Below are 18,354 nucleotides of genomic sequence, written 5' to 3' on the forward strand. Positions count from 1 at the left end.
CGTGAACGAGGGGCGAATTGAATATTGCGTAAACGTTATCGCTGCGCCGCGGCGTTGACGCGCGCAGAAAGCGGTATTAGCGCTTGTACAGTTCGCGCACGGCGTCTTCGATATGCTGACGCAAGAGGCGCCGTTCTTCGGGCGTCATATGGCCGTCGCGACGACGCTGATCGAGGTCGGGGGGAACGGCGGCACGCTGGTTGATGTCAGATGCTGGACGCGGAACCGGATCGCTGCGCACGCGCCGCATCGACGGTTTGCCACCCGGAGAGCGAGCAAAGGACTGCGAGTTGTCGTAGCGGTCTGCTGAGGGCTGGGCCCGGGCCGGCACCGACTCCAGTGCAGCCGCCACGCCACCGGCAAGCGCCAGTGCAAGCATGGTGTGGCGCATTGTCGGCCTGACCCCTCCCATCGTTTTTTTCCCTTCTTGACGCGGCAAACGGCTACCTCGAATACATGTGCGAACCCGGCTCGGCGCGGGCATGAATTTTAAAGTCGAATGAAGTATCTACCGAACAGCCGCTTTACGTAAAGAAGTCTATCTGTCAGTGCTTGCCGTCGTGGCACAGCACGGGTAAATTTTGTAACTGACTGTAACCTGATAATTGGTGCAAACTCGCATCAGTATCCAATCGCGCTAAGATGCCAGGCATGGAAACCAAAAACCCGTCCAAAATTCTCGTTGTCGATGACGATCCCCGACTTCGTGACCTGCTGCGCCGCTACCTCGGCGAGCAGGGCTTCAACGTCTACGTGGCCGAAAACGCCCCCGCCATGAACAAGCTGTGGGTGCGCGAGCGCTTCGATCTGCTGGTGCTCGACCTCATGCTGCCAGGCGAAGACGGCCTGTCGATCTGCCGCCGTCTGCGCGGCAGCAACGACCGCACGCCCATCATCATGCTCACCGCCAAGGGCGAGGACGTGGATCGCATCGTCGGCCTCGAAATGGGCGCCGACGACTATCTGCCCAAGCCCTTCAACCCGCGCGAACTTGTCGCACGCATTCATGCGGTGTTGCGCCGCCAGGCGCCGTCCGAACTGCCGGGCGCACCCTCGGAAACCACCGAGGTGTTCGAGTTCGGCGAATTCGCGTTGAATCTCGCCACGCGCACGCTCACCAAGGCGGGCCAGGAAATTCCGCTCACCACGGGCGAATTCTCGGTGCTCAAGGTGTTCGCACGTCATCCGCGCCAGCCGCTCTCGCGTGAAAAGCTCATGGAGCTTGCGCGCGGCCGTGAATACGAAGTGTTCGACCGTAGCCTCGACGTGCAGATCTCGCGCCTGCGCAAGCTCATCGAACCCGATCCGGGCAGCCCGCGTTTCATTCAAACGGTTTGGGGCCTCGGCTACGTGTTCATTCCCGACGGCGCCGCCTGATCCTGGATGGTGTCTCGTTGTCTGCACTGCCTCTGTTGAAACGGGAAGGGTCCATGCGGATTGACCGGCGTTTGCTCACGCTCGCGTTCGGCGATCTGTTCTGGCGCACCTTCCTGCTGATCGCCCTTCTCATTGCGGTGAGTCTCGCCGCGTGGTTCCAGAGCTTTCGCGTGATCGAGCGGGAGCCGCGCGCGCAGCGCGTGGCGCTTCAGCTCGTCGCGATCGTGAAGCTCACGCGCACGGCGCTGCTCTACTCCGATCCCGATCTGCGCCGCGCGCTGCTGCAGGATCTCGAGAGCAACGAGGGCGTGCGCGTGTATCCGCGCGAAACCACGGACAAGTACAAGCTCCAGCCCGACGAGTCGCTCAATCGCCTGATCGAGCATGACATTCGCGGGCGTCTTGGCGACGACACGATCATCGCGCAGTCCGTGAACGACATTCCGGGCGTGTGGATCAGCTTCAAGATCGACGACGACGATTACTGGGTCGCGCTCGACCGCGACCAACTCGACAACGTCACAGGCCTGCAATGGGTCGGATGGGGCATCTCCGCGCTCGCGCTATCGCTCTTCGGGGCGGCCTTCATCACGAGCCTCGTGAACCGGCCATTCGCACGTCTGGCCATGTCGGCGCGCATGCTGGGCTCCGGGCAGCCGCCCGCGCCCTTGCCCGAGAGCGGCATGGGCGTCGCCGCCGAAACGAATCGCTCGTTCAACCAGATGGTGCGCGACCTCGAACAGCTGGAGGCCGACCGCGCGCTGATGCTCGCCGGCATCTCGCATGATTTGCGCACGCCGCTCGCTCGCCTGCGGCTCGAAACGGAGATGAGTCCGTCCGACCAGGCGACCAAGGACGCCATGATCGACGACATCGAGCAGATGGACATGATCATCGGCCGCTTCCTCGACTACGCGCGCCCTGCCCAGCGCATGCCCGAGCGCGTCGATCTCTCGGTCATTGCCGGCGAGATGGCCGCGCGCATGGCGAGCGAAGACGGCGTGCGCCTCATCACGCGGCTCGCGCCTTCGGCGATGATCGAAGCCGACGATACCGACATGCGCCGCGTGGTGGGCAATCTCATCGAAAACGCTCGCAAGTACGGCGCGAGCGAAACCGACGGCATTCCCCACATCATGCTCGAAACGCGCGTCTCGCATTCGCGCGTCGAACTCTCGGTGGTCGACGAAGGCCCGGGCATTCCCGAGGATCAGCTGCCGCTCGTCACGCGGCCGTTCTACCGCGTCGACACGGCTCGCACACAGGCGAACGGCACCGGCCTCGGCATGGCCATCGTGCAGCGCCTCGTGGGCCGCTATCGCGGCGCGCTGCGCCTGCGCAACCGGCTGCCGGGCCCCGGCCTCGAAGTGACGATCGAGTTCCCGCTCGCCAAGGGCGCCTGAGCTTCTCTACCCTCGCTTGACCGAAGTCCGGCGGCGGCGCACCCTCGCATCACGCGCCGCCCGCTCCTGCGACAATCGTTTTCATCGGCATGCCGCGATGCGCTTTGCGCGCGGCGTCAAAGCGGGCCGCGCGCCCGCCTCTCGTCTGAGGAGCTCCGCCATGAAAACCGTCGGCGACAAACTCGCAGCCTTCACCGTCACCGCCGCGAAGCCCGGCTTCAACCATCCCGTGGAGAACGGCGAATCGGCGTTCATCGAGATCACCGAACAGACCTTCGCCAACAAGTGGAAGGTCATCTACTTCTACCCCAAGGATTTCACGCTCGTCTGCCCCACCGAGATCATCGCGTTCGCAAGGCTCATCAAGGAATTCGATGACCGCGAAACGGTCATCATGGGCGGCAGTTGCGACAACGAATATGTGAAGCTCGCATGGCGGCGCGAGGACAAGACGCTCGATCGCCTCAATCACTATTCATTCGGCGACGTGAAGGGCGAGCTCATCGATCAGCTCGGCATCCGCGACAAGGAAGCCGGCGTGGCGCTGCGCGCCACGTTCATCGTCGACCCCGACAACACGATCCAGCATGTCACGGTGAATAACCTGAACGTCGGGCGCAGCGCCGAAGAAGTGCTGCGCGTGCTCGACGGGCTGCAGACCGGCGAGTTGTGCCCCGACGGGCGTGTAGTGGGCGGCGAGACGCTCTAGCGCATCACGTCTGGCTCGCCGCGGCGCGCGTGGGCAGGCGGTTGCGTATCGCCGTTTCGAGCGGCCGCTTCCATTCGAGCACGCGTTTTTCCAGCACTTGCCACGACAGATGGGCGAGCAGCACGGCCAGCGCGAACTGCAGCACGAGCGCGAGAACGGGCTGCGCCGCCTCGGGCACGTGGAGCCGCGCGTAGAGCCCCGGCGCCACCCCAAGGCGCGACGGTACGAGGTTGTGAAACAGATAGAAGCCGTAGCTGATCGTGCCGAGATACGCGAGCGGCCGCATTTCCAGCGCGGCGACAAGCACGCTGTCCTGGCGACGCACGAGCCACAGAAACAGTGCGCCGAGCGAGAGCGCGAGTCCGACGTCGAGGAAGCCCGGCTGCATCGTCGCGCCCGTCACGCTTTCGGCGCACCCGGCACATTCGGCGCGCGCCAGCGCGAAGCCGGCGATCGCCGCACACGCCCCGATGAACCACACCGCAGTCAACGCCCCGGCACGCAACGGCGCGCGAGCACCGCCAATCGCCAGTGCACCGCCGAGCGCGAGCATGGCGAAATTCCACGGCGAAAACGCGTAGATGAGCGGCGCGATCGCCCCCTCCTCGTAAAGCGCGAGATGCGCGAACGCAGCCGCCGCGACGACCACCGCACAAAACGCGAGATGGCGCGACGCGCGCACGAACAGCAGCGCGAACGGCGCAACGAGATAGAACTGTTGCTCGACCGCGAGGCTCCAGAAATGCGAGACAGTGCCGGGCCAGCCATCGTGCACCACGCCGATCCAGTAATTGGAGAGGAATACGAAATGCCACGCGAGCCCGAGATCGACATCGCGCTGATAGAAGCTCGCATGCGCAATGGTGAGCGCAATGAGCAGCAGGTAGTACACGGGAAAAATACGCAGCGTGCGCTTCATGAAGAAAACATACAGCAGCGCGGCGGTGCGAGCGCCGTGCTGCTCGATGCGAACCCGATTACGATGCAGTTCTCCGATGATCAGATAGCCGCTGATCAAAAAGAACAGCCAGACGCCGATCTTGCCCGCATCGATCGCGTTGACGTGGGCCTTGTGCGAGAGGAACACGAGCACGACTGCAAGCGCCCGCAGGCCGTCGAGGCCCTTCACGCGTTTTTCAACTCCCGCCATTGCCCTCCCCACTTCCGGATAGCGGTTCAGTATGGGACGAAAAAAACGGAAATTAATCGACAAGAAAGCAACGGCGATGATTGCAGCTGCAATCATCGCCGTCAGTTGGGGAGCAGGCACGCGCCCTGCTCGCGCCGTTCAGCGCTTCAAAACAAGGGTTGAATGAAAGATCACGCGCGCAGCAGCAGGACCGCCGCCTGCGCTTCGATCCCTTCGCTGCGGCCGAGATAGCCGAGCTTTTCATTCGTCTTCGCCTTCACATTCACGCGCTCGACCGGCAGGTTCAGGTCTTCGGCGATCGTCTTGCGCATCGATTCGATATGCGGCGCGAGCTTGGGCGCCTGCGCGATCACCGTGGTATCGACGTTCATGAGCGAAAAGCCCGCTTCCTGCACGCGGCGCAGACATTCGCGCAGCAGCACACGGCTGTTGGCGCCGTAGAACTGCTTGTCGGTGTCCGGGAAATGGCGGCCGATGTCGCCGAGCGCGGCGGCGCCGAACAATGCGTCGGTGATGGCGTGCAGCAGCACGTCGGCGTCCGAGTGGCCGAGCAGGCCGCGATCGTAGGGGATCGTCACGCCGCCGAGCACGAGCGGGCGGCCGGGCACCAGCGCGTGCACGTCGTAGCCTTGTCCGATTCTGATGTCCATGTTGTGCGGTTCCAGAGGTTTCAGGTAAAGGGATTGCGGTGCGCTTAGTCTGCGGGCCGGCTGAGGATCGCTTCGGCGAGTGCGAAGTCTTCGGGGTACGTCACCTTGAAGTTGCGCAGGCTGCCCTGCACGAGACGCGGCGCGTGACCGAGCCATTCGATCGCGCTCGCTTCGTCGGTGAGATCGTGCCCGTCCTGCTGCGCGCGCTCGATGGCCGTGCGCAACATGCCGATGCGGAACATCTGCGGCGTCTGGGCCTGCCAGAGGCCGTCGCGCGATTCGGTGCGCGCAATGTGCACACCGGGCGCCGCGGGGTCCTTCGGCGCAACGCGCTTGAGCGTATCCGCCACCGGCAGCGCCATGATGCCGCCCACGGGGTCGTCCTTGAGCGACTCGACGAGCGTGCGGATCAGCGCGGGCGTGATGCCGGGGCGCGCCGCGTCGTGCACGAGCACCCAGTCGTCGTCGGTTGCGCCGAATTCGGCGAGCGCGGCCAGGCCGTTGTAGACCGAGGCCTGGCGCGAGGCGCCGCCGCAGCGCCTCACGGCAAAGCGCAAGCCGCCGAAGCGCCGGGCGTCGAAGTGATTATCGTCGGGAGAAATCACCACGAGCGTCTGCGAGAATTCGTTGCAGGCGTCGAAAGCGGCGAGCGTATAGTGCAGGAGGTCGCGTCCGGCAACGATTCGATATTGTTTCGGCATGGCCGAGCCCGAACGGCTGCCGGTGCCGGCGCACGGAATCAGGGCAAAAAGGCGTGAAGTCACGGTGTGGCGAGCCGCATGAGTCAAAGTAAAGGACGGATTTTATAATAGGTCCCTTACCCGCACGCCGCACGCCCGCAAAACGTCGGCGAAACGTCGTCGAAACGCGCCGGATTCACTTGAAGACCCGAAACCGGCCCCTATATTGTGGCGTTGCACTCCGCCCGAACTGAACTGGCCACCATACCGACACACGCGTCGGCCACCTTGTTGCCTATGTCCGATATCGCCGCTTCCTCGCAATCTCCGTCCCCCGTCGCCGTCGTCAAGCCGGGGCAGCGCTACGCGTTCGACGGCACGCACGGCTCGTCCGACGCGCTGCTGATCGCCCGCTACCGCGAGGCCGCGCGCGTCGGCGCGCGCCAGGCGCCGCTGCTGGCCGTGATTTGCGCCAGCGCCGTGGATGCCCAGCGGCTCGCCCAGGAGATTCCGTTCTTCGCGCCCGAGGCGCGCGTGCGCCTCCTGCCCGACTGGGAAACGCTGCCGTACGACACGTTCTCGCCGCACCAGGACCTCGTTTCGGAGCGTCTGGCCACGCTCCACGATCTCGGCGAAGGCCGCTGCGACATACTGATCGTGCCGGCCACGACGGCGCTCTACCGCATGCCGCCCGCCTCGTTTCTCGCCGCCTATACGTTCTCGTTCTCCCAGGGCGAGCGCCTCGACGAAGCGAAGCTCAAGTCGCAGCTCACGCTCGCGGGCTACGAGCATGTGAGCCAGGTGGTACGCCCGGGCGAGTACTGCGTGCGCGGTTCGCTGATCGACCTCTTTCCGATGGGCTCGCCGCTGCCCTACCGTATCGACCTCTTCGACGACCAGGTCGACTCGATCCGCGCGTTCGACCCGGACAGCCAGCGCAGCCTCTATCCCGTGAAAGACGTGCGCCTGTTGCCGGGCCGCGAGTTTCCGTTCGACGAGGCCTCGCGCACCGCGTTTCGCAGCCGCTGGCGCGAGGTGTTCGAGGGTGACCCGAGCCGCGCGACGATCTACAAGGACATGGGCAATGGCGTGCCGTCGGCGGGCATCGAATACTACCTGCCGCTCTTTTTCGAAGAGACGGCTACGCTCTTCCACTATCTGCCGGAAAACGCCCAGCTGGTGTTTTCGGGCGACCTCGACGCGTCGATCCGCCGCTTCACGAACGACACGAAGCAGCGCTACAACTTCCTCTCGCACGATCGCGAGCGGCCGATCCTGGAGCCGCAGCGCCTCTTCCTGACCGACGAGGACTTCTTCGCGTTCGCGAAGCCCTTCGCGCGCCTCGTGCTGCCCGCCGCGAGCGCGGGCGGCTGGGCCACGGCGCTGCCGAACCTCGCGATCGACCGCCACGCCGACGACCCGCTCGCCTCGCTGCGCACGTATCTCGGCACGACGAAGAACCGCGTGCTGTTCGCGGTGGAATCGGCGGGCCGGCGCGAAACCATCGCGCAACTGCTCGCCGACAACCACCTTCGCCCCACGGGCGCAGACAGCTTCGAAGACTGGCTCACCGGCGACGTGCGCTTCGCGCTGGGCGTCGCGCCGCTCTCCACGGGCTTTTCGCTGCCGGGCGAAGAGCTTGCGGTCATCACCGAGACCGAGCTTTACGGGCCGCTTGCGCGCCGTGCGGGACGCCGCCGCCAGGAACAGGCGAGCAACGTCGATTCGATGGTGCGCGACCTCTCCGAGCTCAAGGTGGGCGATCCGGTGGTCCATGCGCAGCACGGCATCGGCCGCTATCACGGTCTGGTGACGATGGACCTCGGCGAAGGCGACACCGAATTCCTGCACCTCGAATACGCGAACGGCAGCAAGCTCTACGTGCCGGTCTCGCAGTTGCACGTCATTTCACGCTACAGCGGCGCCGATCCGGATAGCGCGCCGCTTCATGCGCTCGGCTCGGGCCAGTGGGAAAAGGCGCGCCGCAAGGCCGCGCAGCAGATCCGCGACACCGCGGCCGAACTCCTGAATCTCTACGCGCGGCGCGCCGCGCGCGAGGGTCACGCGTTCGCGCTCGAACCGCGCGACTACGTGAAGTTCGCGGAAAGCTTCGGCTTCGAGGAAACGCCTGACCAGGCTGCCGCGATCGCCGCCGTGATCGGCGACATGACGAGCGGCAAGCCGATGGACCGCCTCGTGTGCGGCGACGTGGGCTTCGGCAAGACCGAAGTCGCGTTGCGCGCGGCGTTCATCGCCGTGATGGGCGGCAAGCAGGTGGCGATACTCTCGCCCACCACGCTGCTCGCCGAGCAGCACACGCAGACCTTCACGGACCGCTTTTCCGAGTGGCCCGTGCGCATTGCCGAATTGTCGCGCTTCAAGTCCGCGAAGGAAGTGAGCAGCGCAATCCAGCAGATCAACGACGGCAGCGTCGATATCGTGATCGGCACGCACAAGCTGCTGTCGTCCGATGTGCAGTTCAAGCGCCTCGGGCTCGTCATCATCGACGAGGAACACCGCTTCGGCGTGCGCCAGAAGGAGGCGCTCAAGGCGCTGCGCGCGGAAGTGGACGTGCTCACGCTGACCGCCACGCCGATTCCGCGTACGCTCGGCATGGCGCTCGAAGGCCTGCGCGACTTCTCCGTGATCGCGACCGCGCCGCAGAAACGGCTCGCCATCAAGACCTTCGTGCGCCGCGAGGAAGACAGCGTGATTCGCGAGGCCATGCTGCGCGAACTCAAGCGCGGTGGCCAGGTGTACTTCCTGCACAACGAAGTCGAGACCATCGAGAACCGCCGCGCGATGCTCGAAGCGCTGGTGCCCGAAGCGCGCATCGCGGTGGCGCACGGCCAGATGCACGAGCGCGAACTCGAAGCCGTGATGCGCGACTTCGTGGCGCAGCGCGCGAACGTGCTGCTCTGTACCACGATCATCGAGACCGGCATCGACGTGCCGACCGCGAACACGATCCTGATCCACCGCTCCGACAAGTTCGGTCTGGCGCAGTTGCACCAGTTGCGCGGCCGTGTCGGGCGTTCGCACCACCAGGCGTACGCGTATCTGCTCGTGCACGATCCGCAAGGGCTCACCAAACAGGCGCAACGGCGGCTGGAAGCCATCCAGCAGATGGAGGAACTCGGCTCGGGCTTCTATCTGGCGATGCACGACCTCGAAATTCGCGGCACGGGCGAAGTGCTCGGCGACAAGCAGTCGGGCGAGATCCAGGAGATCGGCTTCCAGCTTTACACGGACATGCTCAACGACGCCGTGAAGGCGCTCAAGGACGGCCGCGAGCCCGATCTCAACGCGCCGCTGGCGGCGACCACCGAGATCAACCTGCACGCGCCCGCGATCCTGCCCGCCGACTATTGCGGCGACGTGCAGGAGCGCCTGTCGCTCTACAAGCGCCTCGCGAATTGCGAGCATGACGATTCGATCGACGGCATCCAGGAAGAACTGATCGACCGCTTCGGCAAGATGCCGGCGCAGGCGCACGCGTTGATCGAAACGCATCGTCTGCGACTGGCGGCGAAGCCGCTCGGCATCACGAAGATCGATGCGGGCGAAGCGGTCATTGGCCTGCAGTTCGTGCCGAATCCGCCCGTGGACGCCATGCGCATCATCGAGATGGTGCAGAAGCACAAGCACATCAAGCTCGCGGGTCAGGACAAGCTGCGCATCGAAACGCGCAGCCCCGACCTCGCGGTGCGCGTGGCTACCGTGAAGGAGACGTTGCGCGCGCTCGGCGCGCCCAATCGCGCTGGCGCGTCGCGCTGAACGACCTTACCGTATCCTCGGACGCCCGCGCGGTTTGTCTTCCGCGCGGGCGTTTTCACATCATGTTGCAGCGCGCCATGCGCATCGCAAACACCTGAAACGTGGGCCGCCGGACTGCCCGCGGCTTTGGCTTGCCGCATTCTTTTTGGGTAAGATGAAGCATACAAGCAAGCTGGAGTCCACTATGTCCCTCGCCGCTGAAACAGCGCAGTCGTCTACGCCTTCCGCCTCCCTTCCCGCCTCGCTCCCCTGGGTCACCCGCCTCGTTTCGATGGATACGGTCAGCCGCCATCCGAATCTCGGCCTGATCGAGACCGTGCGCGACGATCTGCGCGCGCGCGGCATCGAATCGACGCTCACCTATGGCCGCGACGGCAAATGGGCCAACCTGTTCGCCACGATCCCCGCGCATGACGGCGAAACGAACGGCGGCATCGTGCTCTCCGGCCACACCGACGTGGTGCCCGTGGACGGCCAGAAGTGGGACAGCGACCCGTTCAAGCCCGAGATCCGCGACGGCCTGCTCTATGGCCGCGGCACTTGCGACATGAAGGGTTTTATCGGCGCGGCGCTCACACTCGTGCCCGAGATCCAGCAGATGAAACTCGCCAAGCCCCTGCACTTCGCGCTCTCGTTCGACGAGGAAGTGGGCTGCGTGGGCGCGCCGCTCATGATCGAAGAACTCGTCAAGCGCGGTGTGAAGCCCGAAGGCTGCATCGTGGGCGAACCCACGAGCATGCGCCCCATCGTGGCGCACAAGGGCATCAACGCGTACCAGTGCTGCGTGCGCGGCCAGGCCGCGCATTCGTCGCTCACGCCGCGCGGGCTGAACGCCATCGAATACGCCGCGCGTCTCATCTGTTACATCCGCGATATGGCCGACGAATTCCGCGCGAACGGCCCGTTCGACGAGCTTTACGACGTGCCGTTCACGACCGCGCAGACCAGCACGATCGAAGGCGGCAATGCCATCAACACGGTGCCGGCCGAATGCCGTTTCGCGTTCGAATTCCGTAATCTGCCGACGCTCAACCCCGACACGATCTTCGCGCGCATCGAACAATACGCGCGCGAAACGCTCGTGCCGAAGATGCAGCGCGAGCACGCGGTCGGCGCGATCGAGTTCACGAAGATCGCGGCAGCCCCCGGCCTCGACGCCACGGAACAGGCCGCGATCACGCAACTCGTGCGCGCGCTCACCGCCGACGACGCACGCCGCAAGGTGGCCTACGGCACCGAGGCGGGCCTCTTTTCTCGTGCAGGGATTCCGAGCGTGGTGTGCGGGCCCGGCGACATCCAGCAGGCGCACAAGCCGAACGAATACGTTTCGCTCGAACAGCTCGCGGCGTGCGAAGGTTTCCTGCGCAAGCTCGTGCACGGCATGTCCGTCGAAGCCCTGACGCAATAACCACGCTGGACGCGCGCCATCATGTCCACCGCCTCGCCGCTTCCTGCCAGCCACACGATAGACGGTGAGGCGATCCCCACCCTCGACGAGATCGCTTCGCAGCATTTCGCGCTCGCGCCGTGGGTGCTGCGCACGCCCGTGTTCGACCGCCACGATCTGTCCACGCTCGAAGCCACGCTCGTGAACTTCAAGTTCGAGCTGCTGCAGTCGGGCGGCAGCTTCAAGGTGCGCAGCGCGTTCACCCATCTGCTCGCGCTCGATGCCGCGCAACGCAGCGCCGGCGTCACGTGCGTTTCGGGCGGCAATCACGCCATTGCGGTTGCGTATGCGGCAATGCGCCTGGGCATCAGCGCGAAAGTCGTGCTCTTGCGGACAGCGAGCGCGGCGCGCGTCGCGCAATGCAAGCGCTTTGGCGCGGAAATCGTCGTGGCGGACAACAGCAGCGAGGCGTTCGAGATCGTGCGCCGGATCGAGACCGACGAGGGACGCTATTTCGTGCATCCGTTCAACGGCTATCGCACGGTGCTCGGCACGGCTACGCTAGGCTATGAATGGGCCACCCAGGCGCCCGATCTCGATGCGGTCGTCGTACCCATCGGCGGCGGCGGGCTCGCTGCGGGCGTCGCTACGGCCTTGCGGCTCGCGAACCCGCGCGTGCGCGTGTATGGCGTCGAGCCCGAAGGCTCGGACGTGATGAGTCGCAGCTTCGCCGCGAACCACACGGTGCGCCTGTCCCACATGCACTCGATCGCCGACTCGCTCATGGCGTCGTATGCGGAGCAATACTCCTATACGTTGTGCCGCCGTCATCTCGAGCGCGTCGTCACGGTCTCCGACGACGCGCTGCGCAGCGCGATGCGCGTGCTCTTCGAGCAACTGAAGCTCGCCGTGGAGCCCGCTTGCGCCGCAGCCACCGCGGGACTGCTCGGGCCGCTGCGCGACACATTGCAAGGCAAGCGCATAGGCGTGCTGCTGGGTGGCACCAACACCGATCCCGCGACCTTTCACGAGCAGATCTCACTCGCGCACTGAAGCAAATGGCGGCCCAAACGCGGGGCAAAGTCAGCGCGGTGGGCACGCCGCGTGCGTCCGCCAAAACCTTGTCGTCAGCCCCAACAAAACGTCAGGGAATGTCAAATTGCTACCGCGATACGGATGCGTTCGCTATGATTGCGCCAATACGTCGTATTGACCCCAGCCCCGCGCCGCGCCATTCAGGGAGAGCCCGCTCATGAGCATCGTCCAGGAGTTCAAGGAATTCGCCGTCAAAGGCAACGTGATGGATCTCGCCGTCGGTGTGATTATCGGCGGCGCGTTCTCGAGCATTGTCAACTCGGTCGTGAAAGACCTCATCATGCCGGTCATCGGCGTGATCACGGGCGGCCTCGACTTCTCGAACATGTTCGTGCGGCTCGGACACATTCCGGCCAGCTATAAAGGCAACCCCGAGTCGTACAAGGATCTGCAGACCGCGGGCGTAGCCGTGTTCGGCTATGGCTCGTTCATCACCGCGGTGATCAACTTCGTCATCCTCGCGTTCATCATCTTTTTGATGGTGAAGTTCATCAACAAGCTGCGCAAGCCGGAAGAAGCCGCCGCGCCGGCCGAACCGCCGCCCACGCCCGAAGACGTGCTGCTGCTGCGTGACATTCGCGATTCGCTGAAGAACAATCCGCGCTGAGCCTCGCGAGAGTCCAGACCAAAGCCCGCGCCGCAGCGCGGGCTTTTTTGTGTCTGGGTCAAGCGCGAGTCAGGGAGCGGACGCGGCGGAACCGGGCGCGGCCGCCGCACTGCGCGCGGCCGCGGCCTCTTCGATCAGTCGTTCGAGCTGCTCGAAGTTGACGGGTTTCGTCAGATGCGCGGTGAAGCCCGCTTCAACGCTGCGGCGCACGTCGTCGTCAGTGCCAAAGCCAGTGAGCGCGACGGCGGGCGCCGTTGATTGCGCACGAAACGCGCGGATGAAGTCGATGCCCGAGCCATCCGGCAGGCCGATGTCGCTCACCACGAGGTCGAAGGCCATGCTGGCCGTGAGCGCGAGTGCGCCGGCCACGCTGCCCGCCACCGCCACCTCGTGGCCGCCCGAGCGCATTAGCTGCGACATGACCTCTGCGGTGTCCTCGTGATCCTCGATCAGCAGGATGTTCATCGCGCCCACCCGATGCGGACCGCGATGCTCGGCGATCGCTGCGGCACCCTCGCCCCGCGCGGCGCTCGGCAGCACGATCGTGAAGGTCGCGCCGCAATGCGCGCCCGGGCTTCTCGCGCTCACGCTCCCGCCGTGCGCCTCGGTCAGCGCCCGCGTGACCGCGAGGCCTAAACCGAGCCCGCCGAACTGACGCGTGAGATTGTGGCTGCCCTGTTCGAAGGCATGAAAGAGCTTGCCGATCTGTTCGGGCGCGATGCCGATGCCCGTGTCCTCGACCTCGATCGCAACGTGCATGCGCTCGTCGCGCGTGCGCACGTAAATGTGGCCGCCGTCGGGCGTGAACTTCGCGGCGTTGCGCACCAGGTTCCAGAGCATCTGCTGCAGGCGCGCGCGGTCGCCGCGCACATAGTGCTGCTGGGCGCGCAGGTCGACGTGCACGTCCTGTTGCTTGATCTGGATTTCACTAAGGAAGAGCTCGAGCACGGCCTCGATCACCTCGTGCACGTCGACCGTGTCGAGCGCGAGGCTCAGCTTGCCATTGGCCACGCGCGTGAGGTCGAGCAGGTCGTCGATCAGACGCGCCTCGAGCTCGATATTGCGGCGGATCATCAGCACGCCCGAGCGCGCCGCATCCGGCAGGCCCGCGATCTGCTCCAGCAGCCGCGTGCCCGCGAGCACCGGCGTGAGCGGCGTGCGCAACTCGTGCGAGAGCATGGCGAGGAAGCGGTCTTTCGCGCGGTTGGCTTCTTCGGCGGTCTGGCGCGCGGCCTGCGCCGTGGCAAGCAGGCGCTCGCGTTCCTCGGTCGCTTCGCGTTGCGCGTCGATATCGGTGCAACTACCGAACCATTTGTTCACGCCGCCGCGCGGGTCGCGCATCGCAACGATTCGGACATCGAACCATCGATAGACGCCATCGTGGCGGCGAATGCGCAACTCATGGCGATAGTCGGTGGCGCCACTGCCCACGGCCTCGAGCCAGGTGTGGCGAATCTCTTCGCGATCGTCGGCATGCACGGCGTCGAGCCAGGCGAGACCGTGGGACTGGGCCGCCTCGAGCCCCGTGTAGTCGAGCCACTGCTTTGAGACAAAATCGCAGTTGCCGTCCGCGCCACAGGTAAGCACGAGGTGCGGCAACGCTTCGGAGAGCGTACGGTAGTGTTCTTCGCGATCGCGCAGCAGCAGCGCTTCATCGGAGGCGCGCTGCAGCGCCACCTGCGAGAGCACGCGCGCGACGGCTTCCGGCAGATAGTCGAGATAGTCGCCCGACTTCGGCACCACGTCCGAGACGCCCGCGCGCAACGCGGCAATCACGCGGGATTCGTCGGTGAAGCCCGTCACGAGGATCGCCGGCACACGCACGTCGTCGGCACGCAGGCGGCGGAAGAAGTCGAGACCGGTTTCCGCGCCGTCGAGCTGATAGTCGAGCACGAGCACATCGGGCGTCTGCACGGCGAGCAACGCGCGCGCCTCCCCGACGCCCGTGCAGGTGTCCACGCGCGCACCGGCGCGCAGAAGCGATTTGCGGGCGAGGCGCAGGATGCCTTCGTCGTCGTCGACGACTAGCACGCGCGCGCCGTCCAGCATCGTGGGTTCCTCAGTCATGCGCGAAACGTCCCTTCGGGCACGCGTCGGGCTTGTCGCCGCTCTTGCCGCCTTCTTTCATTGCCAATGCGTGATGATTCCATGCGCAATGCCTGCGCGATCCGTTACTGGGCGCCTGCCGGCCGCGCGTGGACGAAGCGATGCCCCGGCGGCAGCTTGACGACCTGGAGAAAGAAGCCGAGTCGACGCACGGCTTCGATGAAAGCGTCATATTCGACCGGTTTCGTGATGTACACGTTGCAGCCGAGTTCATAGCAGCGCTCGATCTCGCGAGGGTCGTCGGTGGTCGTGAGCACGATCACCGGCACCGACGCCGTAGCGGGTTCCGCTTTCAGGCGCCGCAGCACCTCGAAGCCGTCCACGCGCGGCATGCGCAAGTCGAGCAGCACGACGAAATTGCTGAGCGCGTCGCGCGACGCCCAGTTCGCCGCCGCGGCCGGATTGTCGCCCGGCGTGCCGAAAAAGTAATCGAGCGCGTCCTGGCCGTCGCGAAAGCGCAGGAAACTGTTCGAGATCCCCGAACGCCGCAGGTTGCGCTCGACCAGCGTGGCATGCCCGTCGTCGTCTTCGATCAGCACGATGCTGACCTGTTCCCCGTTCGTCATCTCGACTCTCCTGCGTACTGCATGAACTTTTCAAAGCTTGTTGAAAGCTTGCTGCCCGGCGCGCCCTGCGTGCCCGGATGCCCGCTATGTGGAACGCAACGGCTGATCCGGCAGCGCGACGAAAAACGTCGAGCCCGCGCCCTCGGTCGATTCCACCCAGATGCGCCCGCCATGCCGCTCCACAATGCGCCTGGCGAGCGCGAGGCCCGTGCCCTGCCCGGGCGATTCGCCGCCGTGCAGCCGCTGAAACGCGCGGAACAGCTTGGGCAGATAAGCTTGCGCGATGCCAACGCCATTGTCGCGCACAAAATAAGTCCGCGTACGCTCGAGAGGCTCCGCGGTCTCTGTTTTTCGCGATTCTTTTTCCGCGCTTTTGCCAGCTTCGCCGCCGGATTCGCTGCCGGACTCGCGCCCCGCAGCGAGCGCACCGATCTCGACCCGGCCCGGCCGCGCGGGATCGAGATGGTGCAACGCATTCTCGATGAGGTTGCCGAATATCTGCTCGATGGCTGCCGGATCGCCCCAGGCGGGCGGCAGCTCGCCCACCTCGATGCGCGCGGCCTGCGCGCGTTCGTCGCCGAGGCCCCCCAGCACGCGCTCGACGAGCCGAGCCACGTTCACGCGCTGCCAGCGGTATTCGAGGCGCCCGGCACGCGACAGGCGCAACAGCGCTTCGATGATGGCCGCCGCGCGCGCCACCGCCTGCCGCAGAAAATGCAGCGACTCGTCGACGTCGCCGTCGAGCACCTCGGCCATCTCGCGATGCTCGTGTTCGGGCAACGCCGCCGCTTCGACCTGGGCGCGCAAGTCGTCGCACGACACCTGCAGCTCCTTCGAAAAGCCCTGCAGGTTCACGAGCGGCGAGCGCAAATCGTGCGACACGCTGTAGATGAACATCTCGTTGTCCTGACTCTCCTGGCGCAGATGTTCGTTGGCGCTCGCGAGGTCCGCGGCGCGCGCCTGGAGCTGCGCCTTCAGCGCGGTCTGCTCGCGCTCGGCCACGCGCAGCCTCGCGCTCGTCTGATGGAGCACCGCATCGAGTGCGGCGATTTCGTCGTTGCCCGTGAGCGGCGGCGCGAGCGGCGTGCCCTCCCCGAGGCGCTCGGCGTTTGCGCCAAGCGCGGCAAGGCGCACGCCCACGTTGCGCGCGAACGCCATGGCCGTGAACGCCCAGATCAGCATCGAGCCCACCACGGCGAAGATCAGCGCGTCCTGCTGGCGCTCGCGCGTCTCGCGCAGCATGGCCGCGCGGGCCTCGTCGAGCCGCGTCTCCTCGGCAATGAAGTCACCGAGCACTTCGCGCACCGTCTCGATCTCCGGAGGCATGCCGTTGCCCGCCACGCGCGCGAACGATGTGCTGTGGCCCATGCGCAGTGCATCGGCAATTTCGCCGGCCTCCTTGCGCCACGCATAGGCGGCGTCGCGCATATGCTGGACTCGCGCGAGTTGGGGAGGATTGTCGGCGACCATGCGCGCGAGCAGCGTGATGCGGTCGGCGAACTCGGTCCACACGGCGTGGCGATCGATGAATGAAGGATCTTCGAGCACGATGCCCGTGCGCACGCGCGCGGCTTCGCGCAGCAGAGGGTCGACGAGACTGTTCGCTTGCCAAAGGATCTGCTGCGTGTTTTCCGCGCGTTTGGCCGCGAGCGCGGCCTTCCCCTGAGTGTCGAACACGACGCCGAGCAGCGCCAGTTCGACGACGCTCGGAATCGCGATCAGCAGGAGCCCCTTGGCGAAGAGTTTCATGTTGGTCTGCTTCAGTGGCGGGTCTGGGCGGCGCGCCGTGCTTTTCGCCTTGTTTTTGCAGTGCGTCCCGCACTGCTTTTTGCAACGCTGCTTTTTGCAACACGGCTTGTTCCAGCATCGCGCCGCGTGTGCCCGCGCGGCGCCAGTCGGCGCTCGGGGCGCCCGATGGCAACCGCGGCCACCGGAACCGCAACATTATCTGCGCGATTTTTCAGGATGACAATGTGTGTGACATCACACACCTTGCGTCGTGGAAAACCCGTTTTTTTGCGGCAATTCGCCACACCGAGCGCACGCACAGGTCTATTATTGAGACGGAGACAAGCGAGAGAGCGCCGGGATATCTACATGAGCGCGACGTGCGATCCGGCATGGCGTTTGCGAACGCAATGAGGGTTTTGAACGAGGGGCAACAGCCGGGCCGCGCAGGTCCGGATCGCTTCAGGCGCTGTGCGCCGCTAGAGCGGACCGTCCCCATCTCTATCCTCGTGAACGCAGCAAATCCGTGTGCTATAAAGGATCGACGTGCGGCGCACCAGTCCGGGAGTGGTCGCATGGGAACGCTGCGTGTACTGCAATCCACCTTTTTCAGGCGAATTTTTATGTCCTTCCCGAAAAAGCGCAAACGCGTCAAGGCAGACGGCGATGAGTCATTTCTCGCCGTGCTGAGTCACTTCAAACCGTTCGGCCAACTCGATACCAAGATTGCGCGCGCGCGTGCGCAGGACGAGCCTGTGCTCTATGCGCATATCCTGCCGGGGCTCGATGTGCTCCTGTGCAGTGTGCGCGGTGCGCAGCCGCCGTATCCGGGCACGAGTGAACTGCGTAAGCGCTGCATCGAATCGATCGCTCACGCGCTCGAGCAGCCGATCGAAGGCCTCGAGAACGGCGGTTACTGGTATGAGGCGGACGGCTTCGGCTTTCTTGTCTTCGCGAGTCGCGCACGCGGCCGGGTCCTGCCCGAGTTCGGCGCGGCACGTCCGACCATGACCACCCGGCGCGTGACGCGCCGCCAGGACGCTGCCGGCGACACGGCGCCGCGCTCGTTGCGCTAGTCGTTGTCCGGGTTCCCGCTTTCAACGAAGTTCACTGCACCGC

At 65.3% G+C, this 18,354-nt stretch carries 15 protein-coding genes; 8 read left to right on the forward strand and 7 right to left on the reverse strand.

From position 1 onward, the window contains the following. Positions 1 to 76: 76 nt before the first annotated feature. Positions 77 to 391 carry a hypothetical protein gene (locus FAZ97_RS07295; protein WP_158757837.1) on the reverse strand — a complete coding sequence of 105 codons (315 nt, stop codon included), beginning with the start codon at positions 389 to 391 and terminating at the stop codon, positions 77 to 79. 251 nt (positions 392 to 642) lie between these two features. Here FAZ97_RS07295 and ompR point away from each other — a divergent pair, with 251 nt between their 5' ends. The 3 genes from ompR to FAZ97_RS07310 all read left to right on the forward strand — a co-directional run bounded on the left by ompR (position 643) and on the right by FAZ97_RS07310 (position 3,489). Then, positions 643 to 1,377 (forward strand): osmolarity response regulator transcription factor OmpR, encoded by a 735-nt coding sequence (ompR, locus tag FAZ97_RS07300; RefSeq protein WP_027814652.1) that lies wholly within the window; start codon positions 643 to 645, stop codon positions 1,375 to 1,377. 53 nt (positions 1,378 to 1,430) lie between these two features. Next, complete coding sequence (locus tag FAZ97_RS07305) at positions 1,431 to 2,780, forward strand: ATP-binding protein (RefSeq protein ID WP_158757838.1); 1,350 nt, start codon at positions 1,431 to 1,433, stop codon at positions 2,778 to 2,780. A gap of 160 nt (positions 2,781 to 2,940) precedes the next feature. Next, positions 2,941 to 3,489: a peroxiredoxin gene (locus tag FAZ97_RS07310; protein WP_158757839.1), complete on the forward strand. Its 549-nt coding sequence runs from the start codon at positions 2,941 to 2,943 to the stop codon at positions 3,487 to 3,489. 4 nt (positions 3,490 to 3,493) lie between these two features. Here FAZ97_RS07310 and FAZ97_RS07315 read toward each other — a convergent pair whose 3' ends face one another. The 3 genes from FAZ97_RS07315 to ispD form a co-directional block, all read right to left on the reverse strand. Continuing rightward, positions 3,494 to 4,639 carry an acyltransferase family protein gene (locus FAZ97_RS07315; protein ID WP_158757840.1) on the reverse strand — a complete coding sequence of 382 codons (1,146 nt, stop codon included), beginning with the start codon at positions 4,637 to 4,639 and terminating at the stop codon, positions 3,494 to 3,496. Positions 4,640 to 4,809: 170 nt separating this feature from the next. Further along, complete coding sequence (gene ispF / locus FAZ97_RS07320; RefSeq protein ID WP_158757841.1) at positions 4,810 to 5,289, reverse strand: 2-C-methyl-D-erythritol 2,4-cyclodiphosphate synthase; 480 nt, start codon at positions 5,287 to 5,289, stop codon at positions 4,810 to 4,812. Positions 5,290 to 5,333: 44 nt separating this feature from the next. Continuing rightward, a complete protein-coding gene (ispD, locus tag FAZ97_RS07325) occupies positions 5,334 to 6,053 on the reverse strand; it encodes a 2-C-methyl-D-erythritol 4-phosphate cytidylyltransferase (protein WP_158757842.1) in 720 nt (239 codons plus the stop codon). Positions 6,054 to 6,266: 213 nt separating this feature from the next. Here ispD and mfd point away from each other — a divergent pair, with 213 nt between their 5' ends. The 4 genes from mfd (at position 6,267) to mscL (ending at position 12,835) form a co-directional block, all read left to right on the forward strand. Further along, complete coding sequence (gene mfd, locus FAZ97_RS07330; RefSeq protein ID WP_158757843.1) at positions 6,267 to 9,746, forward strand: transcription-repair coupling factor; 3,480 nt, start codon at positions 6,267 to 6,269, stop codon at positions 9,744 to 9,746. 184 nt (positions 9,747 to 9,930) lie between these two features. Continuing rightward, the gene (gene argE / locus FAZ97_RS07335) at positions 9,931 to 11,154 is read left to right on the forward strand and encodes an acetylornithine deacetylase (RefSeq protein WP_158757844.1); all 1,224 of its coding nucleotides are present in this window, start codon (positions 9,931 to 9,933) and stop codon (positions 11,152 to 11,154) included. A 21-nt stretch (positions 11,155 to 11,175) separates the two neighbouring features. Further along, positions 11,176 to 12,186, forward strand: coding sequence for a threonine/serine dehydratase (locus FAZ97_RS07340; RefSeq protein WP_158757845.1), 1,011 nt, complete (start codon positions 11,176 to 11,178; stop codon positions 12,184 to 12,186). Positions 12,187 to 12,385: 199 nt separating this feature from the next. Further along, complete coding sequence (gene mscL, locus FAZ97_RS07345; RefSeq protein WP_158757846.1) at positions 12,386 to 12,835, forward strand: large conductance mechanosensitive channel protein MscL; 450 nt, start codon at positions 12,386 to 12,388, stop codon at positions 12,833 to 12,835. A gap of 69 nt (positions 12,836 to 12,904) precedes the next feature. On the opposite strand, the gene FAZ97_RS07350 is transcribed toward mscL, so the two are convergent. From FAZ97_RS07350 to FAZ97_RS07360, 3 genes are all read right to left on the reverse strand, one after another. After that, positions 12,905 to 14,902, reverse strand: a complete 1,998-nt coding sequence (locus tag FAZ97_RS07350) for a hybrid sensor histidine kinase/response regulator (protein ID WP_158757847.1) — start codon at positions 14,900 to 14,902, stop codon at positions 12,905 to 12,907. Between the two features lie 104 nt (positions 14,903 to 15,006). After that, positions 15,007 to 15,507, reverse strand: a complete 501-nt coding sequence (locus FAZ97_RS07355) for a response regulator (protein WP_158757848.1) — start codon at positions 15,505 to 15,507, stop codon at positions 15,007 to 15,009. 84 nt (positions 15,508 to 15,591) lie between these two features. Continuing rightward, complete coding sequence (locus FAZ97_RS07360; protein WP_158757849.1) at positions 15,592 to 17,256, reverse strand: sensor histidine kinase; 1,665 nt, start codon at positions 17,254 to 17,256, stop codon at positions 15,592 to 15,594. Between the two features lie 554 nt (positions 17,257 to 17,810). Between FAZ97_RS07360 and FAZ97_RS07365 the strand changes: the two genes are divergently transcribed. Next, on the forward strand, positions 17,811 to 18,311 hold the full coding sequence (locus tag FAZ97_RS07365) for a hypothetical protein (RefSeq protein WP_028206958.1): 501 nt from the start codon (positions 17,811 to 17,813) through the stop codon (positions 18,309 to 18,311). The last annotated feature ends 43 nt before the right edge of the window (positions 18,312 to 18,354 follow it).

The organism is Paraburkholderia acidiphila (assembly GCF_009789655.1).
GTDB classification, from domain to species: Bacteria; Pseudomonadota; Gammaproteobacteria; order Burkholderiales; family Burkholderiaceae; genus Paraburkholderia; species Paraburkholderia acidiphila.